This window comes from Methylocystis sp. MJC1 (assembly GCF_026427715.1).
Taxonomy (GTDB): Bacteria; Pseudomonadota; Alphaproteobacteria; order Rhizobiales; family Beijerinckiaceae; genus Methylocystis.
Map to the genome: position 1 here is coordinate 651,936 of NZ_CP107558.1, position 19,077 is coordinate 671,012.

Annotated in this window: 22 protein-coding genes; 17 read left to right on the forward strand and 5 right to left on the reverse strand. The window is 64.0% G+C overall.

What is annotated here, in order from left to right:
* Window positions 1-42: 42 nt before the first annotated feature.
* On the reverse strand, window positions 43-1,137 hold the full coding sequence (locus OGR47_RS03205) for a DUF2778 domain-containing protein (protein WP_165051355.1): 1,095 nt from the start codon (window positions 1,135-1,137) through the stop codon (window positions 43-45).
* Between the two features lie 181 nt (window positions 1,138-1,318).
* Here OGR47_RS03205 and OGR47_RS03210 point away from each other — a divergent pair, with 181 nt between their 5' ends.
* On the forward strand, window positions 1,319-2,302 hold the full coding sequence (locus tag OGR47_RS03210; RefSeq protein ID WP_246729662.1) for a glycine--tRNA ligase subunit alpha: 984 nt from the start codon (window positions 1,319-1,321) through the stop codon (window positions 2,300-2,302).
* A gap of 347 nt (window positions 2,303-2,649) precedes the next feature.
* Window positions 2,650-3,030 (forward strand): hypothetical protein, encoded by a 381-nt coding sequence (locus OGR47_RS03215; RefSeq protein WP_165051352.1) that lies wholly within the window; start codon window positions 2,650-2,652, stop codon window positions 3,028-3,030.
* 141 nt (window positions 3,031-3,171) lie between these two features.
* Here OGR47_RS03215 and OGR47_RS03220 read toward each other — a convergent pair whose 3' ends face one another.
* A complete protein-coding gene (locus tag OGR47_RS03220) occupies window positions 3,172-3,708 on the reverse strand; it encodes a gamma-glutamylcyclotransferase (RefSeq protein WP_246729671.1) in 537 nt (178 codons plus the stop codon).
* A gap of 273 nt (window positions 3,709-3,981) precedes the next feature.
* Between OGR47_RS03220 and OGR47_RS03225 the strand changes: the two genes are divergently transcribed.
* The gene (locus tag OGR47_RS03225; protein ID WP_165051348.1) at window positions 3,982-7,437 is read left to right on the forward strand and encodes an AAA family ATPase; all 3,456 of its coding nucleotides are present in this window, start codon (window positions 3,982-3,984) and stop codon (window positions 7,435-7,437) included.
* A gap of 25 nt (window positions 7,438-7,462) precedes the next feature.
* Here the strand turns inward: OGR47_RS03225 and OGR47_RS03230 are convergent, their stop codons facing one another.
* Window positions 7,463-7,726: a type II toxin-antitoxin system RelE/ParE family toxin gene (locus OGR47_RS03230; protein ID WP_165051346.1), complete on the reverse strand. Its 264-nt coding sequence runs from the start codon at window positions 7,724-7,726 to the stop codon at window positions 7,463-7,465.
* Window positions 7,727-7,784: 58 nt separating this feature from the next.
* Here OGR47_RS03230 and OGR47_RS03235 point away from each other — a divergent pair, with 58 nt between their 5' ends.
* The 6 genes from OGR47_RS03235 (at window position 7,785) to OGR47_RS03260 (ending at window position 10,998) form a co-directional block, all read left to right on the forward strand.
* Window positions 7,785-7,982, forward strand: coding sequence for a hypothetical protein (locus tag OGR47_RS03235; protein WP_165051343.1), 198 nt, complete (start codon window positions 7,785-7,787; stop codon window positions 7,980-7,982).
* A gap of 360 nt (window positions 7,983-8,342) precedes the next feature.
* Window positions 8,343-8,666: an AtpZ/AtpI family protein gene (locus OGR47_RS03240; protein WP_165051341.1), complete on the forward strand. Its 324-nt coding sequence runs from the start codon at window positions 8,343-8,345 to the stop codon at window positions 8,664-8,666.
* An 83-nt stretch (window positions 8,667-8,749) separates the two neighbouring features.
* Complete coding sequence (locus OGR47_RS03245) at window positions 8,750-9,517, forward strand: F0F1 ATP synthase subunit A (RefSeq protein ID WP_165051339.1); 768 nt, start codon at window positions 8,750-8,752, stop codon at window positions 9,515-9,517.
* A gap of 46 nt (window positions 9,518-9,563) precedes the next feature.
* Window positions 9,564-9,788: a F0F1 ATP synthase subunit C gene (locus tag OGR47_RS03250; protein WP_016920243.1), complete on the forward strand. Its 225-nt coding sequence runs from the start codon at window positions 9,564-9,566 to the stop codon at window positions 9,786-9,788.
* A 113-nt stretch (window positions 9,789-9,901) separates the two neighbouring features.
* Complete coding sequence (locus tag OGR47_RS03255) at window positions 9,902-10,486, forward strand: ATPase (RefSeq protein WP_165051337.1); 585 nt, start codon at window positions 9,902-9,904, stop codon at window positions 10,484-10,486.
* A gap of 14 nt (window positions 10,487-10,500) precedes the next feature.
* Complete coding sequence (locus OGR47_RS03260) at window positions 10,501-10,998, forward strand: ATP F0F1 synthase subunit B (RefSeq protein ID WP_165051335.1); 498 nt, start codon at window positions 10,501-10,503, stop codon at window positions 10,996-10,998.
* A 52-nt stretch (window positions 10,999-11,050) separates the two neighbouring features.
* Here the strand turns inward: OGR47_RS03260 and OGR47_RS03265 are convergent, their stop codons facing one another.
* Both OGR47_RS03265 and OGR47_RS03270 read right to left on the reverse strand, forming a co-directional pair.
* Window positions 11,051-11,647 carry a hypothetical protein gene (locus OGR47_RS03265; protein WP_165051333.1) on the reverse strand — a complete coding sequence of 199 codons (597 nt, stop codon included), beginning with the start codon at window positions 11,645-11,647 and terminating at the stop codon, window positions 11,051-11,053.
* Window positions 11,648-11,663: 16 nt separating this feature from the next.
* Window positions 11,664-12,197 carry an invasion associated locus B family protein gene (locus tag OGR47_RS03270; protein ID WP_206527434.1) on the reverse strand — a complete coding sequence of 178 codons (534 nt, stop codon included), beginning with the start codon at window positions 12,195-12,197 and terminating at the stop codon, window positions 11,664-11,666.
* Window positions 12,198-12,514: 317 nt separating this feature from the next.
* On the opposite strand from OGR47_RS03270, the gene coxB reads away from it, so the two are divergent.
* The 8 genes from coxB to OGR47_RS03310 all read left to right on the forward strand — a co-directional run bounded on the left by coxB (window position 12,515) and on the right by OGR47_RS03310 (window position 19,076).
* Window positions 12,515-13,384, forward strand: a complete 870-nt coding sequence (coxB, locus tag OGR47_RS03275; RefSeq protein ID WP_165051331.1) for a cytochrome c oxidase subunit II — start codon at window positions 12,515-12,517, stop codon at window positions 13,382-13,384.
* Between the two features lie 39 nt (window positions 13,385-13,423).
* Complete coding sequence (gene ctaD, locus OGR47_RS03280) at window positions 13,424-15,085, forward strand: cytochrome c oxidase subunit I (protein ID WP_165051329.1); 1,662 nt, start codon at window positions 13,424-13,426, stop codon at window positions 15,083-15,085.
* A 95-nt stretch (window positions 15,086-15,180) separates the two neighbouring features.
* Window positions 15,181-16,125, forward strand: a complete 945-nt coding sequence (locus OGR47_RS03285) for a heme o synthase (RefSeq protein WP_165051327.1) — start codon at window positions 15,181-15,183, stop codon at window positions 16,123-16,125.
* 11 nt (window positions 16,126-16,136) lie between these two features.
* Window positions 16,137-16,313, forward strand: a complete 177-nt coding sequence (locus tag OGR47_RS03290; RefSeq protein ID WP_165051325.1) for a hypothetical protein — start codon at window positions 16,137-16,139, stop codon at window positions 16,311-16,313.
* A gap of 1 nt (window position 16,314) precedes the next feature.
* Window positions 16,315-16,908, forward strand: a complete 594-nt coding sequence (locus tag OGR47_RS03295) for a cytochrome c oxidase assembly protein (RefSeq protein WP_165051322.1) — start codon at window positions 16,315-16,317, stop codon at window positions 16,906-16,908.
* A gap of 71 nt (window positions 16,909-16,979) precedes the next feature.
* Window positions 16,980-17,870 (forward strand): cytochrome c oxidase subunit 3, encoded by an 891-nt coding sequence (locus OGR47_RS03300; RefSeq protein ID WP_165051319.1) that lies wholly within the window; start codon window positions 16,980-16,982, stop codon window positions 17,868-17,870.
* 94 nt (window positions 17,871-17,964) lie between these two features.
* Entirely contained in the window at window positions 17,965-18,342 is a 378-nt protein-coding gene (locus OGR47_RS03305) for a DUF983 domain-containing protein (protein WP_165051317.1), read from the forward strand.
* On the forward strand, window positions 18,339-19,076 hold the full coding sequence (locus OGR47_RS03310) for an SURF1 family protein (protein WP_165051315.1): 738 nt from the start codon (window positions 18,339-18,341) through the stop codon (window positions 19,074-19,076). The genes OGR47_RS03305 and OGR47_RS03310 overlap by 4 nt, the downstream gene beginning before the upstream one ends.
* Window position 19,077: the final 1 nt, after the last annotated feature.

The window sequence follows — 19,077 nt, forward strand, 5'->3', positions numbered from 1 at the left end:
GCCGGAGCGGAACGGGCGGGAATATCTCGCCCAGTCAGTGCCTTAGAGGTGGGAGACCACCGCGAGGCGCCGGATTTCGCCTCTCTTATAGGCGTTGAGGAAGGCCTCATAGTCGCGGAAGGAGACGCATCCGTTCGAGTCGCCGTTGGGACCGAGCATGTAAGTATGCGCCAGCAATCCGGCGCGATTGTAGATCGCCCCGCCGCCGCCCACAGGATTGAGCCGCAGCGCCTCCACGCCATGGAACAGCGCCTCGCGCGGCCTCAGGTCATAAAGATGCGGCGGAGTCGGCCCCCTCATGCGCAGATGCACATAGCGGGGGTCGTCGAGGTGCTCGCGCAGGCCGGAATGGGCCTCCAGCCGCTGGCCGCTCGGCATGTAAACCGTGCGGGCGGAAATGTCGTAGACGGCCGTGTAGCGGTCGAAGCGCGCGCTCGGATTCGACGGCGCCACGGCGCTATGCAGCCCGCCGAAAAGCCCGACCGGATCGGAAGGGTTGGCATAGGCCATGGCCTCGCGGCGATTTGCTGACCCCGGCCCGGCGGCCTGCGGCGCGCCGCCGAAAAGCCGCTCGAAGAAGCCGCGGTTGTCCGCCGGAGCCGCCGGAACGGCGGTGGCGCCCTCGAGGCGCGATATCCGGCGCGGCGCCGGTTCCTGCCGGGCGGCGAGAGGTTGCTCCTTCGGCGCCGCCGGCAGCAGCGCGGCCGAGAGCTCCGTCGGCCGATGGGGCGGGGTCGGGACATCCACCGTGACATGGGGAGGCTCGACGATCGTTGCGACGCCGGCGTTTCTAAGCTCAGAGGGGCGCGCCGGCGGCGTCGGCGGCTCGGGGGTCCTCGCCAAAGGCGCGGGCGTCGCAGCCTCGGCCTCCGCCACGAAACGATACTGCGGCTTCGAGCGGGCCTCACGCGGCGCGAAGGCGCTCGTCGCATGCGGGCCAATGTCGGAGAGATAAGAGCCGCGCAGGCCAATATTGTTCACGCCTGCGGCCTCAGCCTCGGGCGCCGGGTCGATGGGCGACTGCGGAAAGAGCAGGGCGCCTGCCAGGAGGCAGATGCTTATCGCCCCGAGCGCCGGAACGATCCGGCGGAGTTCTCGGGACGAAAAAACGCGAGGATACTGAACCATGTTACGCATGGTTCGACGCTAGCGCCGGGAACTTTCGGAATGGTTGCCAAGCCCTTTCCGCTCAACCAGGCTTTTGGCTTAAATTGAGACGATCTCCGCGCGCCGACGCGCCCATTGACCACGCGGCGCGACAACCGTAACTGCTTCGTCGCAAGATCCGGCGGATGGGTTGCGGCAAGGGGTTTGGGATATGAGCGCCAATCAAAGCAAGGAAACTGCCGCCGCGAACGCGTCTCCGCGCGATCGCGGGGCTGCCGACTATCTCTCCCCCACGCGCTCCTTCCAGGGCCTGATTCTCACGCTGCAGAATTACTGGGCGGCGCAGGGGTGCGTCATTTTGCAGCCCTATGACATGGAGATGGGCGCGGCGACCTTTCATCCGGGGACCACGCTGCGCGCGCTCGGCCCCAAGCCCTGGCGCGCCGCTTATGCGCAGCCATGTCGGCGGCCCAAGGACGGGCGCTATGGCGAGAACCCAAATCGTGTGCAGCATTATTATCAGTTCCAGGTGATCCTGAAGCCGTCGCCGCCGAATCTGCAGGAGCTGTATCTTGGCTCGCTCGCCGCCATCGGCCTCGACGCCCGGCTGCATGACATTCGTTTCGTCGAGGACGACTGGGAGAGCCCGACGCTCGGGGCCTGGGGACTCGGCTGGGAGTGCTGGTGCGACGGCATGGAAGTCTCGCAGTTTACCTATTTCCAGCAGGTCGCCGGCTTCGAATGCGCGCCGGTCGCGGGCGAGCTGACCTATGGGCTCGAGCGCCTCGCCTGCTATCTGCAGGGCGTGGACAGCATCATGGAGCTGAATTTCAACGGCCGCGACGGCGACGAGAGGGTCACCTACGCCGACGTCTTCCTGCAGGCCGAGCAGGAATATTCCCGCCACAATTTCGAGGCCGCTGATACGGCGAAGCTTTTCGAGAATTTCAAGGACGCCGAGGCCGAGTGCCGGCGCCTCCTCGATTTCGGCGCGGGCTCGGGCGATGAAATGCACCGCATGGCGCTGCCGGCCTATGACCAGTGCATTAAGGCGAGCCACGCCTTCAATCTGCTCGATGCGCGCGGCGTGATCTCGGTGACCGAGCGCCAGAGCTATATTCTGCGCGTGCGCGAATTGGCCAAGGCCTGCGGCGCGGCTTGGCTGAAGACCGCTGGGGGCGGGGCCAACGCCTAAGACGACGTCGCGAGGCCTTCCTTTTCTCCAAATATTGCCCACGCTCCTGCGCGCGCCCGATGGCGCTCGCCGGTGGCTTTGCCTCGGCTTGAAACAGGAGCTTGACCCTCCCATTTCGTAATGAGCGTCGTCGTCCGGCATGTGTGTTGGCGCACATTCTGTCGGCCCTATGCGAGGCATAAACGCGTCGAGACGGGTTGCCGTCTTGCGTCGCGCGGCAGGCGCGACGCGGGCGCGCCCGCCGGAGCCTTGTTCAGGAACCCGGGGTTTCGGCGGCGCGCGCCTTGACAGTGTACTGTGTTTGTTCTAATTGTGTTCTCGTTCTGCTCCCGCTTTGCAGGGTCGTCATGCAACGCTACGCCTTTTCCCTTTCACGCGCCCGGCGGGCTGTTACCCCTCGCGGGCAAGAGCTCGATTCTCTCGCAGGGTCGGAGGCGCTACGCGGCCGCTTCTTTTCCTGGCGCGGCGCAACGGGGCGGCGTTACGTCTGTTCGGTGTTTCAGCGCGGCGAGGAGGGCTTTGTCTCCGACGTGGAGAGCGGCGCGCTCATTGGCGTCGCGCGCGACGGCGGAGTCTTGCGGCCTGTCTGCGTTCTCGCGGCCGGGGAGCGCCGCTCCCGCGATACGCTGGGCAGGCTGGCGCGCGAGCTTGGCGTGGCTGAATGGCACGTGCATTTCTGCCCTGAGATCGAGGCGGTGCGCGATCTGGCCGGGTCGCTGCTGAATTGAGTGCATGTCGCGTTGGTGGCGTTTGTCGCGTGCTTGGCTTTGATGAGGCGTTGCGTGGGCGTTCGTGCTGCTTGTTCGTGAGCGTGCCAGTCGGCGTTTGAAGTCATTCCCGGCGGGCTGAAAGCCCGACCGGGAATCCTCTCAATGGCCGGGGTTCGCCCCGGCCTTTTTTTGCGCGGGGGCCGTGCGGCAGGAGCATTGGTCGAGCCGGCGGACGACTTCGGCAAGCTTGGCGTCATGAATGTCGAGCTGGAGCAGATGTTCGTATGTGTTCCGGACATAGGCCGGGTTGTCGCCGGCGAGCCCGAGCCCTTCGGCGATGAGCTTCGTCATCTCATCGTACGGTAGTCTCCCGGCATATTGGCAGTGGCTGCGGTCGACCACATAGGCCAAGGCGTTGACGCAGCCCCCCTCGGCGAAGCGGACGCCGACTGTTTTTTCCAGATAAACCGAGGTTACGAGCTCCCGCTCACGCAGGTAATCAACAGTCCTTTCCCGGTCTTTCGCGGCCACGCGGAAAGCCACCCCCTGGCAGGAGCCGCCCCGGTCGAGGCCAAGCACAAGCCCCGGACGCTCCGGCGTGCCGCGATGGACGTGGGAGAAGATGCAGAGAGAGCGGTGGTAGCCATGAACCCAGGCGAGGGCGCTTTCGACATAGTCGAAGCCTGGGCGCCACATCAGCGAGCCATAGCCGAAAACCCAAAGATCGCCGCCAGAAGCCGTCGCCGCCAAGCTCATCCTCGAACGAGAGTTAGGATCATGAGGCCGTCGCGATTCACCTCGACGCCCCATTTTTCCGGCTGAATCCCTCCAGCGCAATAGGAAAATGGGGGCGCTTTCGCCGCCGCCGTAAGGCCCGCGAGATCGCTTCCCGAGGGCGCGCCGTTCTTCCCACAAGATATTGCGGGCGTTTCCTTGCATTCGTCATTCTTTTGTGGCGCATTTTTGCCTATGAAATTCGAGCGCCTCAGACTTCTTGGCTTCAAGAGCTTCTGCGAGTCGGCCGACTTCCTGATCCAGCCGGGCCTCACCGGCGTGGTCGGGCCGAACGGTTGCGGCAAGTCGAATCTCGTCGAGGCCCTGCGCTGGGTCATGGGCGAAAACTCCTACAAAAACATGCGCGCGTCCGGCATGGACGACGTGATCTTTTCGGGCGGCGGCTCCCGTCCGGCGCGCAATTTCGCAGAAGTGGGCCTCGTCCTCGACAATTCCGCCCGCCTGGCTCCGGCAGCCTTCAACGACGCCGACACGATCGAGGTCACCCGCCGCATCGAGCGCGAGCAGGGCTCGACCTATCGCGTCAATGGCAAGGAAGTCCGCGCCCGCGACGTGCAGCTCCTCTTCGCCGACGCCGCCACCGGCGCGCGCTCGCCCTCGCTGGTGCGCCAGGGCCAGATCGGCGAGATCATCTCCGCCAAGCCGCAGGCCCGCCGCCGCATTCTGGAGGACGCCGCCGGCGTCGCCGGTCTCCATACCCGCCGCCATGAGGCCGAGCTGCGGCTCAATGCGGCGTCCGAAAATCTCACGCGCCTCGAGGACGTCCTGAAACAGGTCGAGAGCCAGGGCGACAGCCTGCGCCGTCAGGCGCGCCAGGCCGCCCGCTACCGCGAGATCGCCGCCAAAATCCGCCAGAACGAGGCGCTCGTCGCTTTGGTTTCCTATCAGATCGCCGCCGACAGTCTGCGCGACGCCGCAGCGAAGCTCGAAGCCGACATCGCCGATGTTCAAGCCCGCACGCTGGAGCAGGCGGAGAGCGCGAAGTTTCAGGCCATCGCCGCGCATGAATTGCCGAAGCTGCGCGAGAAGGAGGCGGAAGCCGGCGCCGCCGTGCACCGTCTCGTCGCCGCGCGCCAGTCTCTCGAGGCCGATGAAGAGCGCGCCAAGCAGCGCATCTCGGAGCTTGCCCGCCAGATCGAGCAGTTTATGCGCGATCTCGAGCGCGAACGCGCGTTGATCGAGGACGCCGCCCAGGTGGCCGAACGGTTAGAGGAGGAGCGCGCCGAGCTGCTCGGCGCCGACACTTTCGACGGCGAGCGCGAGGCGGAAGCGAATGCCCGCCTTGCGGAGATCGAGGCGGCGCTGGTCGAGACCGAATCAGAACTCTCCGACGCGCAACAGCAGCTCGCCGGGGTCAACGCCCGCCGGGCCTCGATCGAGTCGGCGTTGCGCGATGAAAATCAGCGCGTCGCGCGCTTCGAAGCGGAGCTCACCCGCCTCGATACGGAATTTGCCCTCATCGCCGGCCAGGGCGGAGGCGCCGAAGAGGCTGAACGGCTCGCCGAAGCCTTCGAAATGGCGGTCGAAGCAGCCCACGCCGCCGACGAGGCCGCCCAAATGGCGGAAGAGGCTCAGCGGGCGGCGCGCGACGCCGAATCCGCCGCTCGCCAGCCGGTGGAGCAGGCGGCGCTGAAGGCGCAGCGGCTGGAGACGGAAGTCCGCACGCTCGAAAATCTGCTCCAGTCCGGCTCGGGCGGGCTCTGGGCCCCCGTGGTCGAGAGCATGACAGTCGAGAAGGGCTATGAGACCGCGCTCGGGGCGGCGCTCGGCGACGATCTCGACGCCTCCGCCGAAACCTCCGCGCCCGCCCATTGGGCGGTCACCTCCAACATTGGCGATCCTGCGCTGCCGCCCGGGGTCCGCTCGCTCGGCGAGATGGTCGAGGCGCCGCCGGCGCTGCGCCGCCGTCTGGCGCAGATCGGCGTCGTTCTGCGCGCCGAGGGCGAAAGCCTGCGCAAGCTCTTGAAGCCCGGCCAGCGGCTCGTCTCCAAAGAGGGCGATCTGTGGCGCTGGGACGGCTTCACCCAGGCCGCCGAGGCTCCGACGCCGGCCGCCCGCCGTCTCGCCGAAAAGAACCGGCTCGAAGATCTGCGCACTGAGGCCGAACGCGCCCGCGCCCAAGCGGATGCGCTTGCCGAGGAGCTCGACGCCGCGCGCGAGGCCACCCGTCTCGCCGCCATGGCCGACGCCGAGGCTCGTGACGCCCAGCGTCGTTCCCGCGCTCAGCTCGAGGAGGCGCGTGAGCGCCACAGCGCGGCGGAGCGGCGTCTCGCACAGATCGGCCAGCGCCTCTCGGCGCTGGAGGAGGCCAAGGCCCACACGCTCGCCAATCGCGACGAGGCCGCGCAAAAGCGCGACACGCTTTGCGCGCAGCTCGATGCGCTGGAGGAGCCCGCGTCGCTCGCCGGCATGCTGGAGAGTCTGCGCTCTCGCGCCATGGTCGAGCGCGCCCAGGCGGGCGAGGCCCGCGCCGCGCTCACGAGCCTGCGCAACGAAGCGAGCGCCCGCGCCTCCCGCATCAACGCGATTGCCCGCGAGATCGCTTCCTGGGCGGAGCGGCGCGACCGCGCCCAGGATCGTCTCGGCGAATTGGAGGAACGCCTCGAATCGGCGCGCGAGGAGCAGGAGCGCCTCGCCGAATCGCCCGACGCCTTCCTCGAACAGCGCCGCGCGCTGATGAACGCGCTCGAAGACGCCGAAGCCGCCCGCCGCGCCGCCTCGGACGCCCGCGCCGAGGCCGAAACACGGCTCGCCGAATCGGATCGCGCCGCGCGCGCCGCGCTCGACGCCATGAGCGCCGCCCGTGAGGCCAAGGCGCGCAGCGAAGCGCAATTGGAGGCGGCCAAACAACGCGCCGCCGACATAGAGCGCGCCATCCAGCACGATCTCGAAACGACCCCCGCCGCGCTTGCGGGCATCGCCGGCGTGAAGGAGGGTGACGAGCTTCCTGAGATTGCCGAGGTCGAAAAGCGGCTCGAAATTCTACGGGCTGATCGCGAGCGGCTCGGCGCTGTGAACCTGCGCGCCGAGGAAGAGCTCTCCGAGATCGATTCGACGCGCGACAAGATGATCGCCGAACGCGACGATCTTGCGGAAGCCATCAAGAAGCTGCGCGCCGCCATCGCCAGCCTCAACAAGGAAGGCCGCGAGCGCCTGCTCGCCGCCTTCGACAAGGTCAATGCGCATTTCAAGGAGCTGTTCACGATCCTCTTCGGCGGCGGCTCGGCGGAATTGCAGCTCGTCGAAAGCGACGATCCGCTGGAAGCGGGCCTCGACATTCTCGCCCGCCCGCCGGGCAAGAAGCCCGCGGCCATGTCGCTGCTCTCAGGCGGCGAGCAGGCGCTGACCGCTATGTCTTTGATCTTCGCGGTATTCTTGACCAACCCCTCGCCGATCTGCGTGCTCGACGAAGTCGACGCGCCGCTCGACGATTACAACGTCGAGCGCTTCTGCGACCTCATCGACGAAATGCGCAAGAAGACCGACACGCGCTTCGTGACGATCACCCACAACCCGATCACCATGGCGCGCATGGACCGGCTCTTCGGCGTGACCCAAGCCGAGCGCGGAATTTCGCAGCTCGTGTCGGTGGATCTGGAGCAGGCGGAGAAGTTCGCGCTGGCGAGCTGATGAAGCGCGGTTTCCTGAGTTGAAATCAGCTCTCGGTAGAAAACACCGTCGGCAGGTCCCGCCGTCCATCGAGCACTCTGACGACCTCGACTGCATCGACGGCGACCCGGCAGAACAAGACTGTAGGGTAGACAACGATCGACCGGACGCCCGGGCGTAATTCGTCGCGTTGCCGGCTAAGGAAAGGGTGCTCAATCAGCCGGTTGGCAGCTGCATGAATGTCGCGCAGATGAGTGTCCGCGATTTCAGTTGAAAAACGCCGCGCGCCTTCGCCCCAAATGTCGAGCAAATCTGCTTCCGACTCGGGCGACCAGAAGAGGCGGAGCTTATGGTCGGAAATGGAGCGCGTGGGCGCGCGAGATCACATCCTCGATATCGAGTTCTCGACCGTCACCCGCGTCGAGCGACGCAATCCCATGGTCGAGGTCTGTGCGCAATCGACGCAACGCCTCGACATATCGATCGAGGTCGCGCCCGATTCGATTCTGATCGCTATCGGAAAGCTCGTGGGCCTTTGCGATTGCCTGGTCGAGAACATTGGATGACATCTATGCATTATAGCACGCTTGAGGCGGCAGGGCACGTCCGGGCAGCCAGCGGCGTCAGCGTCGAGGTTTCATTCCGTTTCCGGCCGCACTGGGGCTCTTCGCAAATGCACAAACTTTAAGCCGGCGCAAATCGTCCCGATCTGTCCTTTTTCATTCAAAATCAGTTGTATTGCGCAATTCCCAGCCGCCTTGACTTCACCGTGGCCCGTCAATATGTTGCGCGCGGCTCGAAAGGGGACGGCTGAAAGGCCGGGCTTTTTCGATCAAGCCGCTCCCGGAACCGGATAATCCCCCGAACAAGCCGCCCTCGGCCATGGTTCAATTTTGCGCGCCAATCCGGCGCGACGGAGAGAGCCGATGAACGAGGACGACAAGCGGAACGCCGAAATGGACGCGCTCAACGCGCGGCTCGAGAAGCTCAACGCGGCGCTGCGTCAGCGCGAGGAAGAGCAGATCGCCAAGGAGGCGCCGCCGCCCGAGAGAAGGGGCCTGTCGCGGGCGTTGAGCGTCGGGCTCAATGCGTTTTCCGAATTCGTGGGCGCAGTGCTGGTTGGCGGGCTGGTCGGCTGGAAAGCCGACGAATGGCTCGGGACCAAGCCCTGGCTGATGATCGTCTTGCTCGGTCTCGGCATAGCGGCTGGTTTTTGGAATATTTATCGCGTGGCGAAGCCGCAGGCTTGAAGCCGTCGCGATCGAGACGAGACCTAGGGCGCGGTTGTCGCGCGATCAATCGAGGGCCGGGCGGAGACGCCCGGGCAGGGACGATGAGCACAGAAGCAGCGGCCGCGCCGAATCCGATCGAACAGTTCGAACTGCACCGCTACTTCCCGCATCAGATGGCGGGCGTCGAAACCTCCTTCACCAACGCCTCGCTCTACATGCTGCTCGCCGCGCTCGGCGTGGTGTTCCTGATGGTCCTCGCTACCTCGCGCAAGGCGATCGTGCCGGGCCGCTTCCAGGCGCTGGCGGAGATGCTCTACGAGTTCGTCGCGGGCACGGTGCGCTCGACGGCGGGTAAGGAGGGGATGAAGTTCTTCCCCTTCGTCTTCTCGCTGTTTTCCTTCATCCTCATCTCCAATCTGATCGGGCTCATCCCCTACACCTATTCGGTGACGAGCCAGATCGTCGTGACGGGCGCCTTTGCGTTGCTGGTCATCTCGCTGGTGACCGCCTACGGCTTCTATCGCCACGGCTTCGGCTTCCTGAACCTCTTCGTGCCGCATGGCGTGCCGCTGCCGGTGCTGGTGATCCTCGTGCCGATCGAGGTCATCTCCTTCCTGTCGCGGCCGGTGTCGCTCTCCATTCGTCTTTTCGCCAACATCCTCGCGGGCCACGTGACGCTCGCGGTGTTCGGCGGCTTCGTTGTGCTGCTGCTTGCGGCCGGCGGCGTCTATCAGGCGCTCGCGCCGGTGCCGCTGCTCGCAATCGTCGCGCTCTATGCGCTGGAGCTGCTTGTCGCCTGTCTGCAGGCCTTCGTCTTCAGCGTCCTCACTTGCGTCTATCTCAACGACGCGATCCATCCGGGCCACTGATAAACATCCAACAATAAACGCTGGTCCTTAGAAACAGGAGAGTATTATGGCTACCGAAATGCAACTGGTTGGCGCGGGTCTCGCCGCGATCGGCACCGGCGCTGCGGCGATCGGCGTCGGCATCATCTTCGGCAATTTCGTCAACGGCGCGCTGCGCAATCCGTCGGCGGCCGCTTCCCAGTTCACCAACGCCATCATCGGCGCGGCGCTCGCGGAAGGCCTGGGCATCTTCGCCTTCGTCATCGCGCTGCTGCTGTATCTGAAGGCCTAAGGCTTTCCTGATCTCTTTGTGGGGCGCGCCTCGATTGCGCGCCTCGCATCTTATGCCCCGTAGAGGCGTCCGCGTCCCATCGCGCGCCGCGTCGAAGACTTTGGATCATGTCCATGGCGATCATCTCTTCCGCCCACGCCGCTGAGGCCGAGCAGGAAACCCAAGCGACGCATGAGTCGGTGGGCGCGTCGGGCGGCGAAGCCCATCACGAAGGCGGCTTTCCGCCCTTCCAGACCGAGAATTTCGCGCCGCAGCTCTTCTGGCTCGTCCTGATCTTCGGCTTCCTCTACATTCTCATGTCGCGCATCGCGCTGCCGCGCGTCGGCGGCATCATCGAGAATCGCGAGCAGAAGATCGCCTCCGATCTCGACGCCTCTCGCGAGATGCAGGCCAAGGCGCAGGCCGCGGCCGCCGCCAATGACGAAAATCTGCGCTTGCGTCGCGAAGAGGCGCAGGCCATCGGCCGTGAGGCTCAGCAGAAGATCGCCAATGAGACGGCTGCGCAGCGCGCCCGCGCCGAATCCGAGGCCGGCGAAAAAATTCGCGCGGCCGAAGAGCGCATCAACGTCGCCAAGTCCGCTGCGCTCGCCAATGTCGAAGAGATCGCGCTCGACGCTGCAGCCTCGATCGTCGAGAAGCTGACCGGCGTTCCGGCGGATCGCGCCCGGCTTGCCGCCGAATACAAGTCCGTGAACTGAGGAGACGCGTTTCCATGCATTTCGACGCGGAATTCTACGTCGCCGTCGGCTTCACGATCTTTGTGCTCGTGCTGCTCTGGGTCGGCGCCCATTCGAAATTCGCTGCGCTGATCGACGCACGCATCAACCGCATCAAGAGCGAACTCGCCGAGGCCGAGCGTCTGCGCGCAGAAGCCGAGGCGCTGCTGGCGTCCTTTGAAAAGAAGCGTGAGGAAGCCGAGGCCGAAGCCAAGGCGATCGTCGCGCAGGCGAAGGAAGAGGCCGAACTGATCGCCTCCGAAGGCAAGCGCCGCGTCGAGGAATTCACCGCGCGCAGCGTGAAGCAGGTCGAGCAGAAGATCGCTCAAGCCGAGGCGCACGCCGCCGCGGAAGTGCGCGCTGCCGCCGCCGACGCGGCCGCGAAGGTCGCCGAGCGCGTGCTTGCCAGCGGCGCAGCCGGCAAAGACTTCGTCATGGCCGGCATCAATGACGTAAAATCGCTCGCCGAGCCGGCCCGCTACGTCTCGAACTAATCGAGCGGCGCGCCTTAGCTCAGCGTTTCCTTTTTGATGGGCCGGCAGCCTTTTAGCGCCGGCCCTTCTTCTTTTTGTGAACCGGCGCGTCATCGGCGGCGGCGCCATCGGTGAAGCCGACGAGGATTTCATAATCCTCCTGAGCCTTCGCGACCGTCGGCGCGACGATGGGGTCGGCAAGAAGACGGAAATCGGCCCGCGCGGCGCCCGAAGGAATGGCCGCGCTCACCCGGTAAGTTTTCGACGATAAGATGGAATCGTCCTTGGTTCGGCGCAGCGCCACGCGGATAGCGCCCCCGTAAGACCCAGGGGCGCCGACGGGACCCAACATGGCGTCACCCTCGATCCCAACCCTGATCGCCAGATGATCGCCTTCAACGATGCACTCCCGCGCCGTCGATTTGATCGACAGCTGGTGATGCACGGACGCCGCATCGGCGCCAGCAGGCGAACGAATCATATGCGATCCGTTCTCATTCACGATGACAGGGCAGTCGGCCGTGGCGCCGGGCGCCAGGGCTTCGCCTTTCGAGTCGCCTCCGAACCAATCGGGAACGCCGACCTTGGGAAGCTCGAATGCCGCCGCGCCGAATGTGGAGAGCCCCGCGGCGACGGCCAGCGCTCCTAAACCAATAAAGCCAGCTTTCATATAAACGCGCCCATCCTTATGGAAGCTTTGCGAAGCCTTCTTTGAAGCCCTGGAGGGTCAGCGGAAGGCCGATTCCTTCCTCTGGCACCTGATGAATGATGAAGGTCGCCGTTTTGCCATTCTTGAGCTGCTCGATCAGCTTGTCGTCCATGACGACCTCCGCCACGCAACCTGTTGGCAGACATTTGACAAAACCGGCGCGACCAATGTCGGTTTCGTCGATTTTCAGACCTAGCCCATTGGGTAGGAGAACCCCGAGCGGCGCGATCACCCTGAGCAAACGGCTTTTTCCGTCGCTCGTCTTCAAGACGATGACGACCAGATTGACGTTGCTCTTGTCTTCGGCGACGACGCTTTGGATCAAGGCGCATTGCTCTGCGGAGGCGCCTAATGGCGTTTCGCAGCGAATTTCCCAGTCGCCGAACTTGGATTTCACGACGCCTTGCGCGGTCGCCGCGCCGACACAGCCGATCGTCAGGATCATTCCGGCAAGGCCCGCGACTGTTTGTCGCAAGGGGGCCACGTATGACGCGGCGCGCAAAGGATTCATGGTCGCTCCAGCAGCAGTTGCTCTTCTTCGCCGATCCTGCGATCCAATCTCGGCCGCATAGCGGCGACCTGCGATGAGGGCCGCCGTTGCCTAGCAAATGGACCCGTCCTGTCAAGCCGACGCGAAAACCCGGGAGACTTTGGCGATAGCGCGACGTTTTGTCATTCAAATGTGGCGTCGCAGTAATTGCGCGAGGCTGCCGTTTGTGGTTGAACCGGGCCGGGTCGGGCGAGAGCTTTTGGCGGCGGAAGCGCGTCCGAAAATTGCATGAAAAACATCGAAACTGGCTGACGAATAAGGTGCGAAAGGCGACCTGCATGTCCAAGGGCAATCGAAAATTCATGTCTGGAGGAGCGCTCGCTGCGCTAGTTGCGCTTCCGGTCGTCCTCTTTGCGGGCCTCGCCTTTGCTCAGGTGGAAGGGCAACCCACGCCGGGCGGCATCGGCCTCCCTGCGACGGTTACTGACGTCGGGCACGAGACGCAGTTTTTCTACAATGGCATCCTTCTGCCGATCATCACCTTCATCGCCCTGTCCGTGCTGGGTCTGCTGCTCTACGTATCGTGGCGGTACAATGAGCAGTCCAATCCGGTGCCGTCGAAGCTCACGCATCACACGGGCCTCGAGATCGCCTGGACGCTGCTCCCGATCCTTATTCTGGTCTTCATCGCTATTCCGTCCTTCCGCATTCTCGCGCATCAGGTCGAAATCCCCGAGTCGAAGATCACCATCAAGGTGACGGGCAATCAGTGGTACTGGTCCTACAAATATCCGGAGGATCAGGGCGGCGGCTTCGGTTTCGATCAGCTCATGAAGCAGGAGAACGAGTTGAAGGACGGCGAGCCGCGCCTCCTCGCCGTGGACAACGAAGCCTATGTCCCGGTCAATGAAGTCGTGAAGCTGCAGATCACTGCGGCGGATGTCATTCATTCCTTCGTCATTCCGGCTTTCGGCGTCCGCATGGACGCGGTGCCGGGTCGTCTCAACGAGACCTGGTTCAGGGCTGAGAAGGAAGGCGTCTATTACGGCCAGTGCTCCAAGATTTGCGGCAAGGACCACGCCTTCATGCCCATGGCGATCCGCGTCGTCAGCCGCGACAAATATGATGCGTGGTTGGTCGAGGCCAAGAAGAAGTTCGCGGCGGCCGAGTCGCATACGCGCCTCGCTTCGAACGAACAGGCCCGCTGAAACAGACGCAAGACAACATAAGACATCGAGGAACAAACGATGGCGAGTTCGACTGCCGGAGCGCATGACCATCCGAGAGGCCTGCGCCGCTTTCTCTTCTCCACGAACCACAAGGATATCGGCACCCTTTACCTGATCCTCGCCGTCATTGGCGGGATGGTGGGTCTGCTGATGTCGATCGGCATTCGCGCCGAGCTGATGTATCCGGGCATCAATGTATTCCCGGGTCTCGCCAAGCTGATCAACGGCGCCGATCCGTCGATGGGCCTCGATCCGGCTAAGAACCTCTACAATGTGTTCATCACCGCCCATGGCGTGCTCATGATCTTCTTCATGGTCATGCCGGCGCTGATGGGCGGGTACGCCAACTGGTTCGTGCCGATCATGATCGGCGCGCCTGATATGGCGTTTCCGCGCCTCAACAACATCTCCTTCTGGTTCCTCGCGGTTTCGCTGATCCTGCTGGTGCTGTCGATGTTCGTCGAGGGCGCGCCGGGCATGCTTGGTTTCGGCGGCGGCTGGGTGTTCTATCCGCCGCTATCGTCGAACACCGGCCATCCGGGTCCGGCGATGGATTTCGTGATCCTCTCGCTGCATCTCGCGGGCGCGTCGTCGATCCTGGGTTCGATCAACTTCATCACCACGATCTTCAACATGCGCGCGCCGGGCATGACGCTGCACAAGATGCCGCTCTTCGCCTGGGCCATGCTGGTCACGGCCTTCCTGCTGGTTCTCACGCTCCCGGTTCTCGCCGGCGCGATCACCATGCTGCTGACGGACCGCAACTTCGGCACCATGTTCTACGATCCGGCCGGCGGCGGCGACCCGCTGCTGTTCCAGCATCTGTTCTGGTTCTTCGGCCATCCGGAAGTCTATGTGCTGATCCTGCCGGGATTCGGCCTCATCAGCCACATCGTGTCGACCTTCTCGAAGAAGCCGGTTTTCGGTTATCTCGGCATGGCCTACGCCATGGTCGCCATCGGCTTCCTGGGCTGCATCGTGTGGGCGCACCACATGTATACGGTCGGCCTGTCGCTGAACGCGCAGCGCTACTTCGTCTTCGCCACAATGGTGATCGCGGTGCCGACCGGCATCAAGATCTTCTCGTGGATCGCGACGATGTGGGGCGGTTCGATCAGCTTCCGCGCGCCGATGATCTGGGCGATCGGCTTCATCTTCGTGTTCACCATGGGCGGCGTCACCGGCGTCGTTCTCGCGAACGCCTCGGCCGACCGCCAGCTCCACGAGACCTATTTCGTGGTGGCGCACTTCCATTACACGATGTCGCTCGGCGCCGTCTTCGCCGTCTTCGCGGGCTTCTATTACTGGTTCCCGAAGATGACGGGCTATCTCTACAATGAGACGCTCTCGAAGGCGCATTTCATCGTGCTCTTCATCGGCGTCAACATGACCTTCTTCCCGCAGCATTTCCTCGGCCTCGCCGGCATGCCGCGCCGCTACATCGACTATCCGGACGCTTTCGCGCTCTGGAACTACATCTCCTCGGTGGGCGCGTTCATCGGCGGTCTGAGCATGCTGATCTTCTTCTATGCGATCTTCGAGGCCTTCTCGAAGAAGCGTGAAGCGGGCGCTAATCCGTGGGGCGTGGGCGCCACGACGTTGGAATGGACGCTGCCGTCGCCGCCGCCGTTCCATCAGTTCGAGGTCCTGCCGCGCATCTCCGGCCAGGGCCACCAGTAAAGAGAACAGGGTTGGCGCGGCTGCCTGGCCGCGCCAACCCCTGCACTAGAGAACGACCGAGCTCGCGTTTTATCTAATCAAGAGCGAACCAAGCGATGAGCGACGCTTCCTATCTCGAAGGCGCCAAAGCGGCGCGTAGCGTGCCGCAAATTCCGATCGCCGCGCCTTCGGATTATTTGCTGCTGCTGAAGCCGCGCGTAATGTCGCTGGTCGTTCTCACCGCGCTCGCCGGTATTCTGCTCGCGCCTGTTCCCCCGCATCCGCTCGTTGCTTTCGCCGCGCTTCTCTCCATCGCCGTCGGCGCTGGCGCCTCCGGCGCGCTCAACATGTGGTACGACGCCGACATTGACGCGATCATGACGCGCACGGCGCGCCGCCCGATTCCGGCGGGTCGCATGGAGCCCGAATCGGCGTTGGCCTTCGGCCTCGTGCTGTCCATGCTTTCCGTGTTCACGCTGGGCTTTGCGACCAACTGGCTGGCCGCCGCGCTCCTGGCTTTCACGATTTTCTTCTATGTCATTATCTACACGATGTGGCTGAAGCGTTCGACGCCTCAGAACATCGTCATCGGCGGCGCTGCGGGCGCCTTGCCGCCCATGGTCGGCTATGCCGCTGCGACGGGGCAGATCGGCCTCGCAAGCATCATCCTCTTCGCCATCATCTTCGTCTGGACGCCGCCGCATTTCTGGGCTCTGGCGCTGGTGAAACATGACGATTACGGCCGCGCCGGCGTGCCGATGATGCCGAATGTGCTTGGGGCCGACCGTACGCGGCGCGAGATTCTCGCTTATTCCCTGTTGCTTGCGCCCCTGGGCGTGGCGCCATGGTTGATGGGGTTCGCGGGCTTTGTGTATGGCGCCGTGGCGATTGTCGCGGGGCTCTATCTCACATGGCTCGCTGTCGAGGTCTATCGCAAGCGGGAGGGCGATATCGCCCGCCGGGCCTCGATGAAACTGTTCTTTTTCTCGATCTCCTATCTCTTCCTGCTGTTCCTGATCATAGTCGGTGAGCGCCTGCTGACGATCGCCGGAATCATCTGAAGGGAGATGAGATGAACGTCGAGCACAACCCGAATATCGAAGAGGGCGTCGTCCTCACGCCGGAGCAGGCGCGTAGCCGCCGCGCCCGCAATATCGCCATCGCCGTGACCGTCGCCTTGCTCGCGGTGCTGTTCTACGCGCTGACCCTCGTCAAGCTCGGCGGCGCCGTCGCCAATCGGCAGATCTGACATGTCCGAGCCCGCTCACAAGCCCCCCAGGAAGCCCGGCGCGATCGCCGCGGCGCTGGTCGTCGGCTCTTTGGGCATGCTTGGGCTTTCCTTCGCCTCGGTTCCCCTCTATCGCGCCTTTTGCGCGGCGACCGGTTTCGGCGGAACGCCCCAGATCGCCAAAGCGAACCCAACGGTGCAGGGCGAACGTCGCCTCGCCGTCCGATTCGACGCCAACGTCTCTCGGGAGCTCCCCTGGCGTTTCGAGCCCGAGGTTCCGAAAATCTCTTTGCGCACGGGCGAGACCACGACCGTCTATTACAAAGCGACCAACCTCTCCGATAAGGAGACCCGCGGGCAGGCGGCCTATAACGTCAGTCCCGATCAGGCGGGCGCGTTTTTCGTGAAGGTCGCCTGTTTCTGCTTCGACGAACAAAGGCTCGGCCCGGGTGAGACGGCCGAATGGCCCGTCGTCTTCTATCTCGACCCTGCGCTCGAAAAGGACGAGGCGATGCGCCGCGTCGAGGAGATTACGCTTTCCTATTCCTTCTTCCCGACCAAGGCGCCGGCCACAGCCAAGACCAACGCCGAAGTCGGGCAGAAGCCCAAATCCTGACCGCCGGCGGCGCCGGGGGGATTTCAACCTGGAACACGCCGGGCGACCGGCGAATGACGAGGAAAAGAAGAATGGCCGACGGACACGCGAAACCGCAACATGACTATCATCTTGTCGATCCGAGTCCGTGGCCGATCGCCGGGGCCTTCTCGGCGCTGTTTACGGCCATCGGCGCCATCATGTGGATGGCGCAGCACAAGGGCGCCCCGATTTATGGCCAGACCTGGGGCGGCGTGCTCTTCTTCGTCGGCCTCGCGCTGATTCTCGCGGTCATGTACGCCTGGTGGAGCGACGTGGTTCGCGAGGCGCAGGTCGAAGGTCATCACACGCCCGTCGTCCAGCTCCATCACCGCTACGGGATGATCCTGTTCATCCTCTCCGAGGTGATGTTCTTCGTCGCCTGGTTCTGGGCCTTCTTCAATTCCAGCATCTTCCCCGGCGACATCTGGCAGGTCACGCGCACTGAGATCTTCCATGGCGTATGGCCGCCGCAAGGCATCGAGGTTCTGAGCCCCTGGAAGCTGCCGCTGCTCAATACGGTGATCCTGCTGACCTCCGGCGCGACGCTGACCTGGGCGCATCACGGCTTGCTTCACGACAACCGCGATCAGCTCAAGAAGGGCCTGATGGCGACGATTGGCCTGGGCCTGCTCTTCACCCTGATTCAGGGTTATGAGTATGCGCACGCTCCCTTCGCCTTCTCCTTCGATCCGGCGCATCCGGCGGCGACCAATTACGGCTCGACCTTCTTCATGGCGACGGGCTTCCATGGTTTCCACGTCATCGTCGGCACGATCTTCCTGATTGTCTGCCTGGCGCGCACCCTCAAGGGGCATTTCACGTCGGGCCAGCACCTCGGCTTCGAATTCGCCGCGTGGTATTGGCACTTCGTCGACGTGGTCTGGTTGTTCCTGTTCTGCTGCATATATGTGTGGGGGAACTGGGGCGGCGCGATGGAGTAATCGCGCGGCTGCGCGGTTCGCGCGCCCGCCTCATAGCTGAAATCGACGGTCACGGCGCCGCCGTGGCCGTTTTCTTTAGGAAGCGAGCTTGAAAATGGCTGAAGAGCAGATTTACCCGCCGGCGCAAATCTATATCGACGGTCTGCTCGGTAGGTGCCCCCGCTGCAGCAAGGGCCATATGATCAAAGGGCTGCTGCAGGTTGCGCCCAAATGCGAAGTCTGCGGCCTTGATTTCTCTTTCGCCGACACAGGCGATGGCCCCGCCATTTTCGTGATGATGATCGCAGGTTTCCTCATTGTCGGCCTCGCGTGGTACATTGAGGTCGTCTATCAACCGCCTTATTGGGTGCATGCGCTCATCTTCCTGCCGTTCTCGGCGATCGTCTGCATCGGCCTGCTCCGGCCGGCAAAAGGCCTTTTGATCGCGCTTCAATATTTCAACAAGGCCGAAGAGGGTCAGCGCGAATCATGAGAGCGGGCGCGCGGGCGCTGCTATGGCCCGCAGTCGCAACGGCGCTGGCCTGCGCTCTGCTTGCCAGCCTCGGCGTCTGGCAGGTCAGGCGCCTGGGCGAAAAGGAAGCCTTGATCGCGCGCGTCGAGGCGCGTGTACATCTTGCGCCGAACGCGCTTCCGCCAAGCGAGGCCTGGTCGACGCTTGCGCCTGCAGATTATGAATTTACCCATGCCGAGACCAGCGGGCATTACCTCCCGGGCCGCGACGCTCTGATCTTTATGAAGCCGCCCGAAGGCTATGGCCTGGAGCCCGGCTATATGGTCGTGACGCCCTTCGCACTGAAGACCGGCGGCGTTCTGCTTGTCGAGCGCGGGTTCACCCCCGTCTCCAAGATTGATAACGCCGAAGGCCGCGCGCCACCCGCGGGCGAGACGGAGATCTCCGGCTTGCTGCGCGCTCCACAGATGCGAAACCCCTTCACGCCGGCGGACTCTCCCAACCGCCTGATCTGGTATACGCGCGACCCTGCGGCGATTGCCGCCGCCCTCGGCGTCGGCGGCGCGGCTCCCTTCACATTGGCCTTGATCGGCCCGACGAGCGCAGGCTCCAACGGCTTTCCGCGCCTTGTCGAGGCCACGCCCGAATTCGTGAATAATCACCTCTCCTACGCCTTTACCTGGTTCTCGCTCGCCGCTGCGCTTCTTGTCATTTTCGTCCTATATGCGCGCGGGCGCTCGGGAGGCGCCGCTTAAA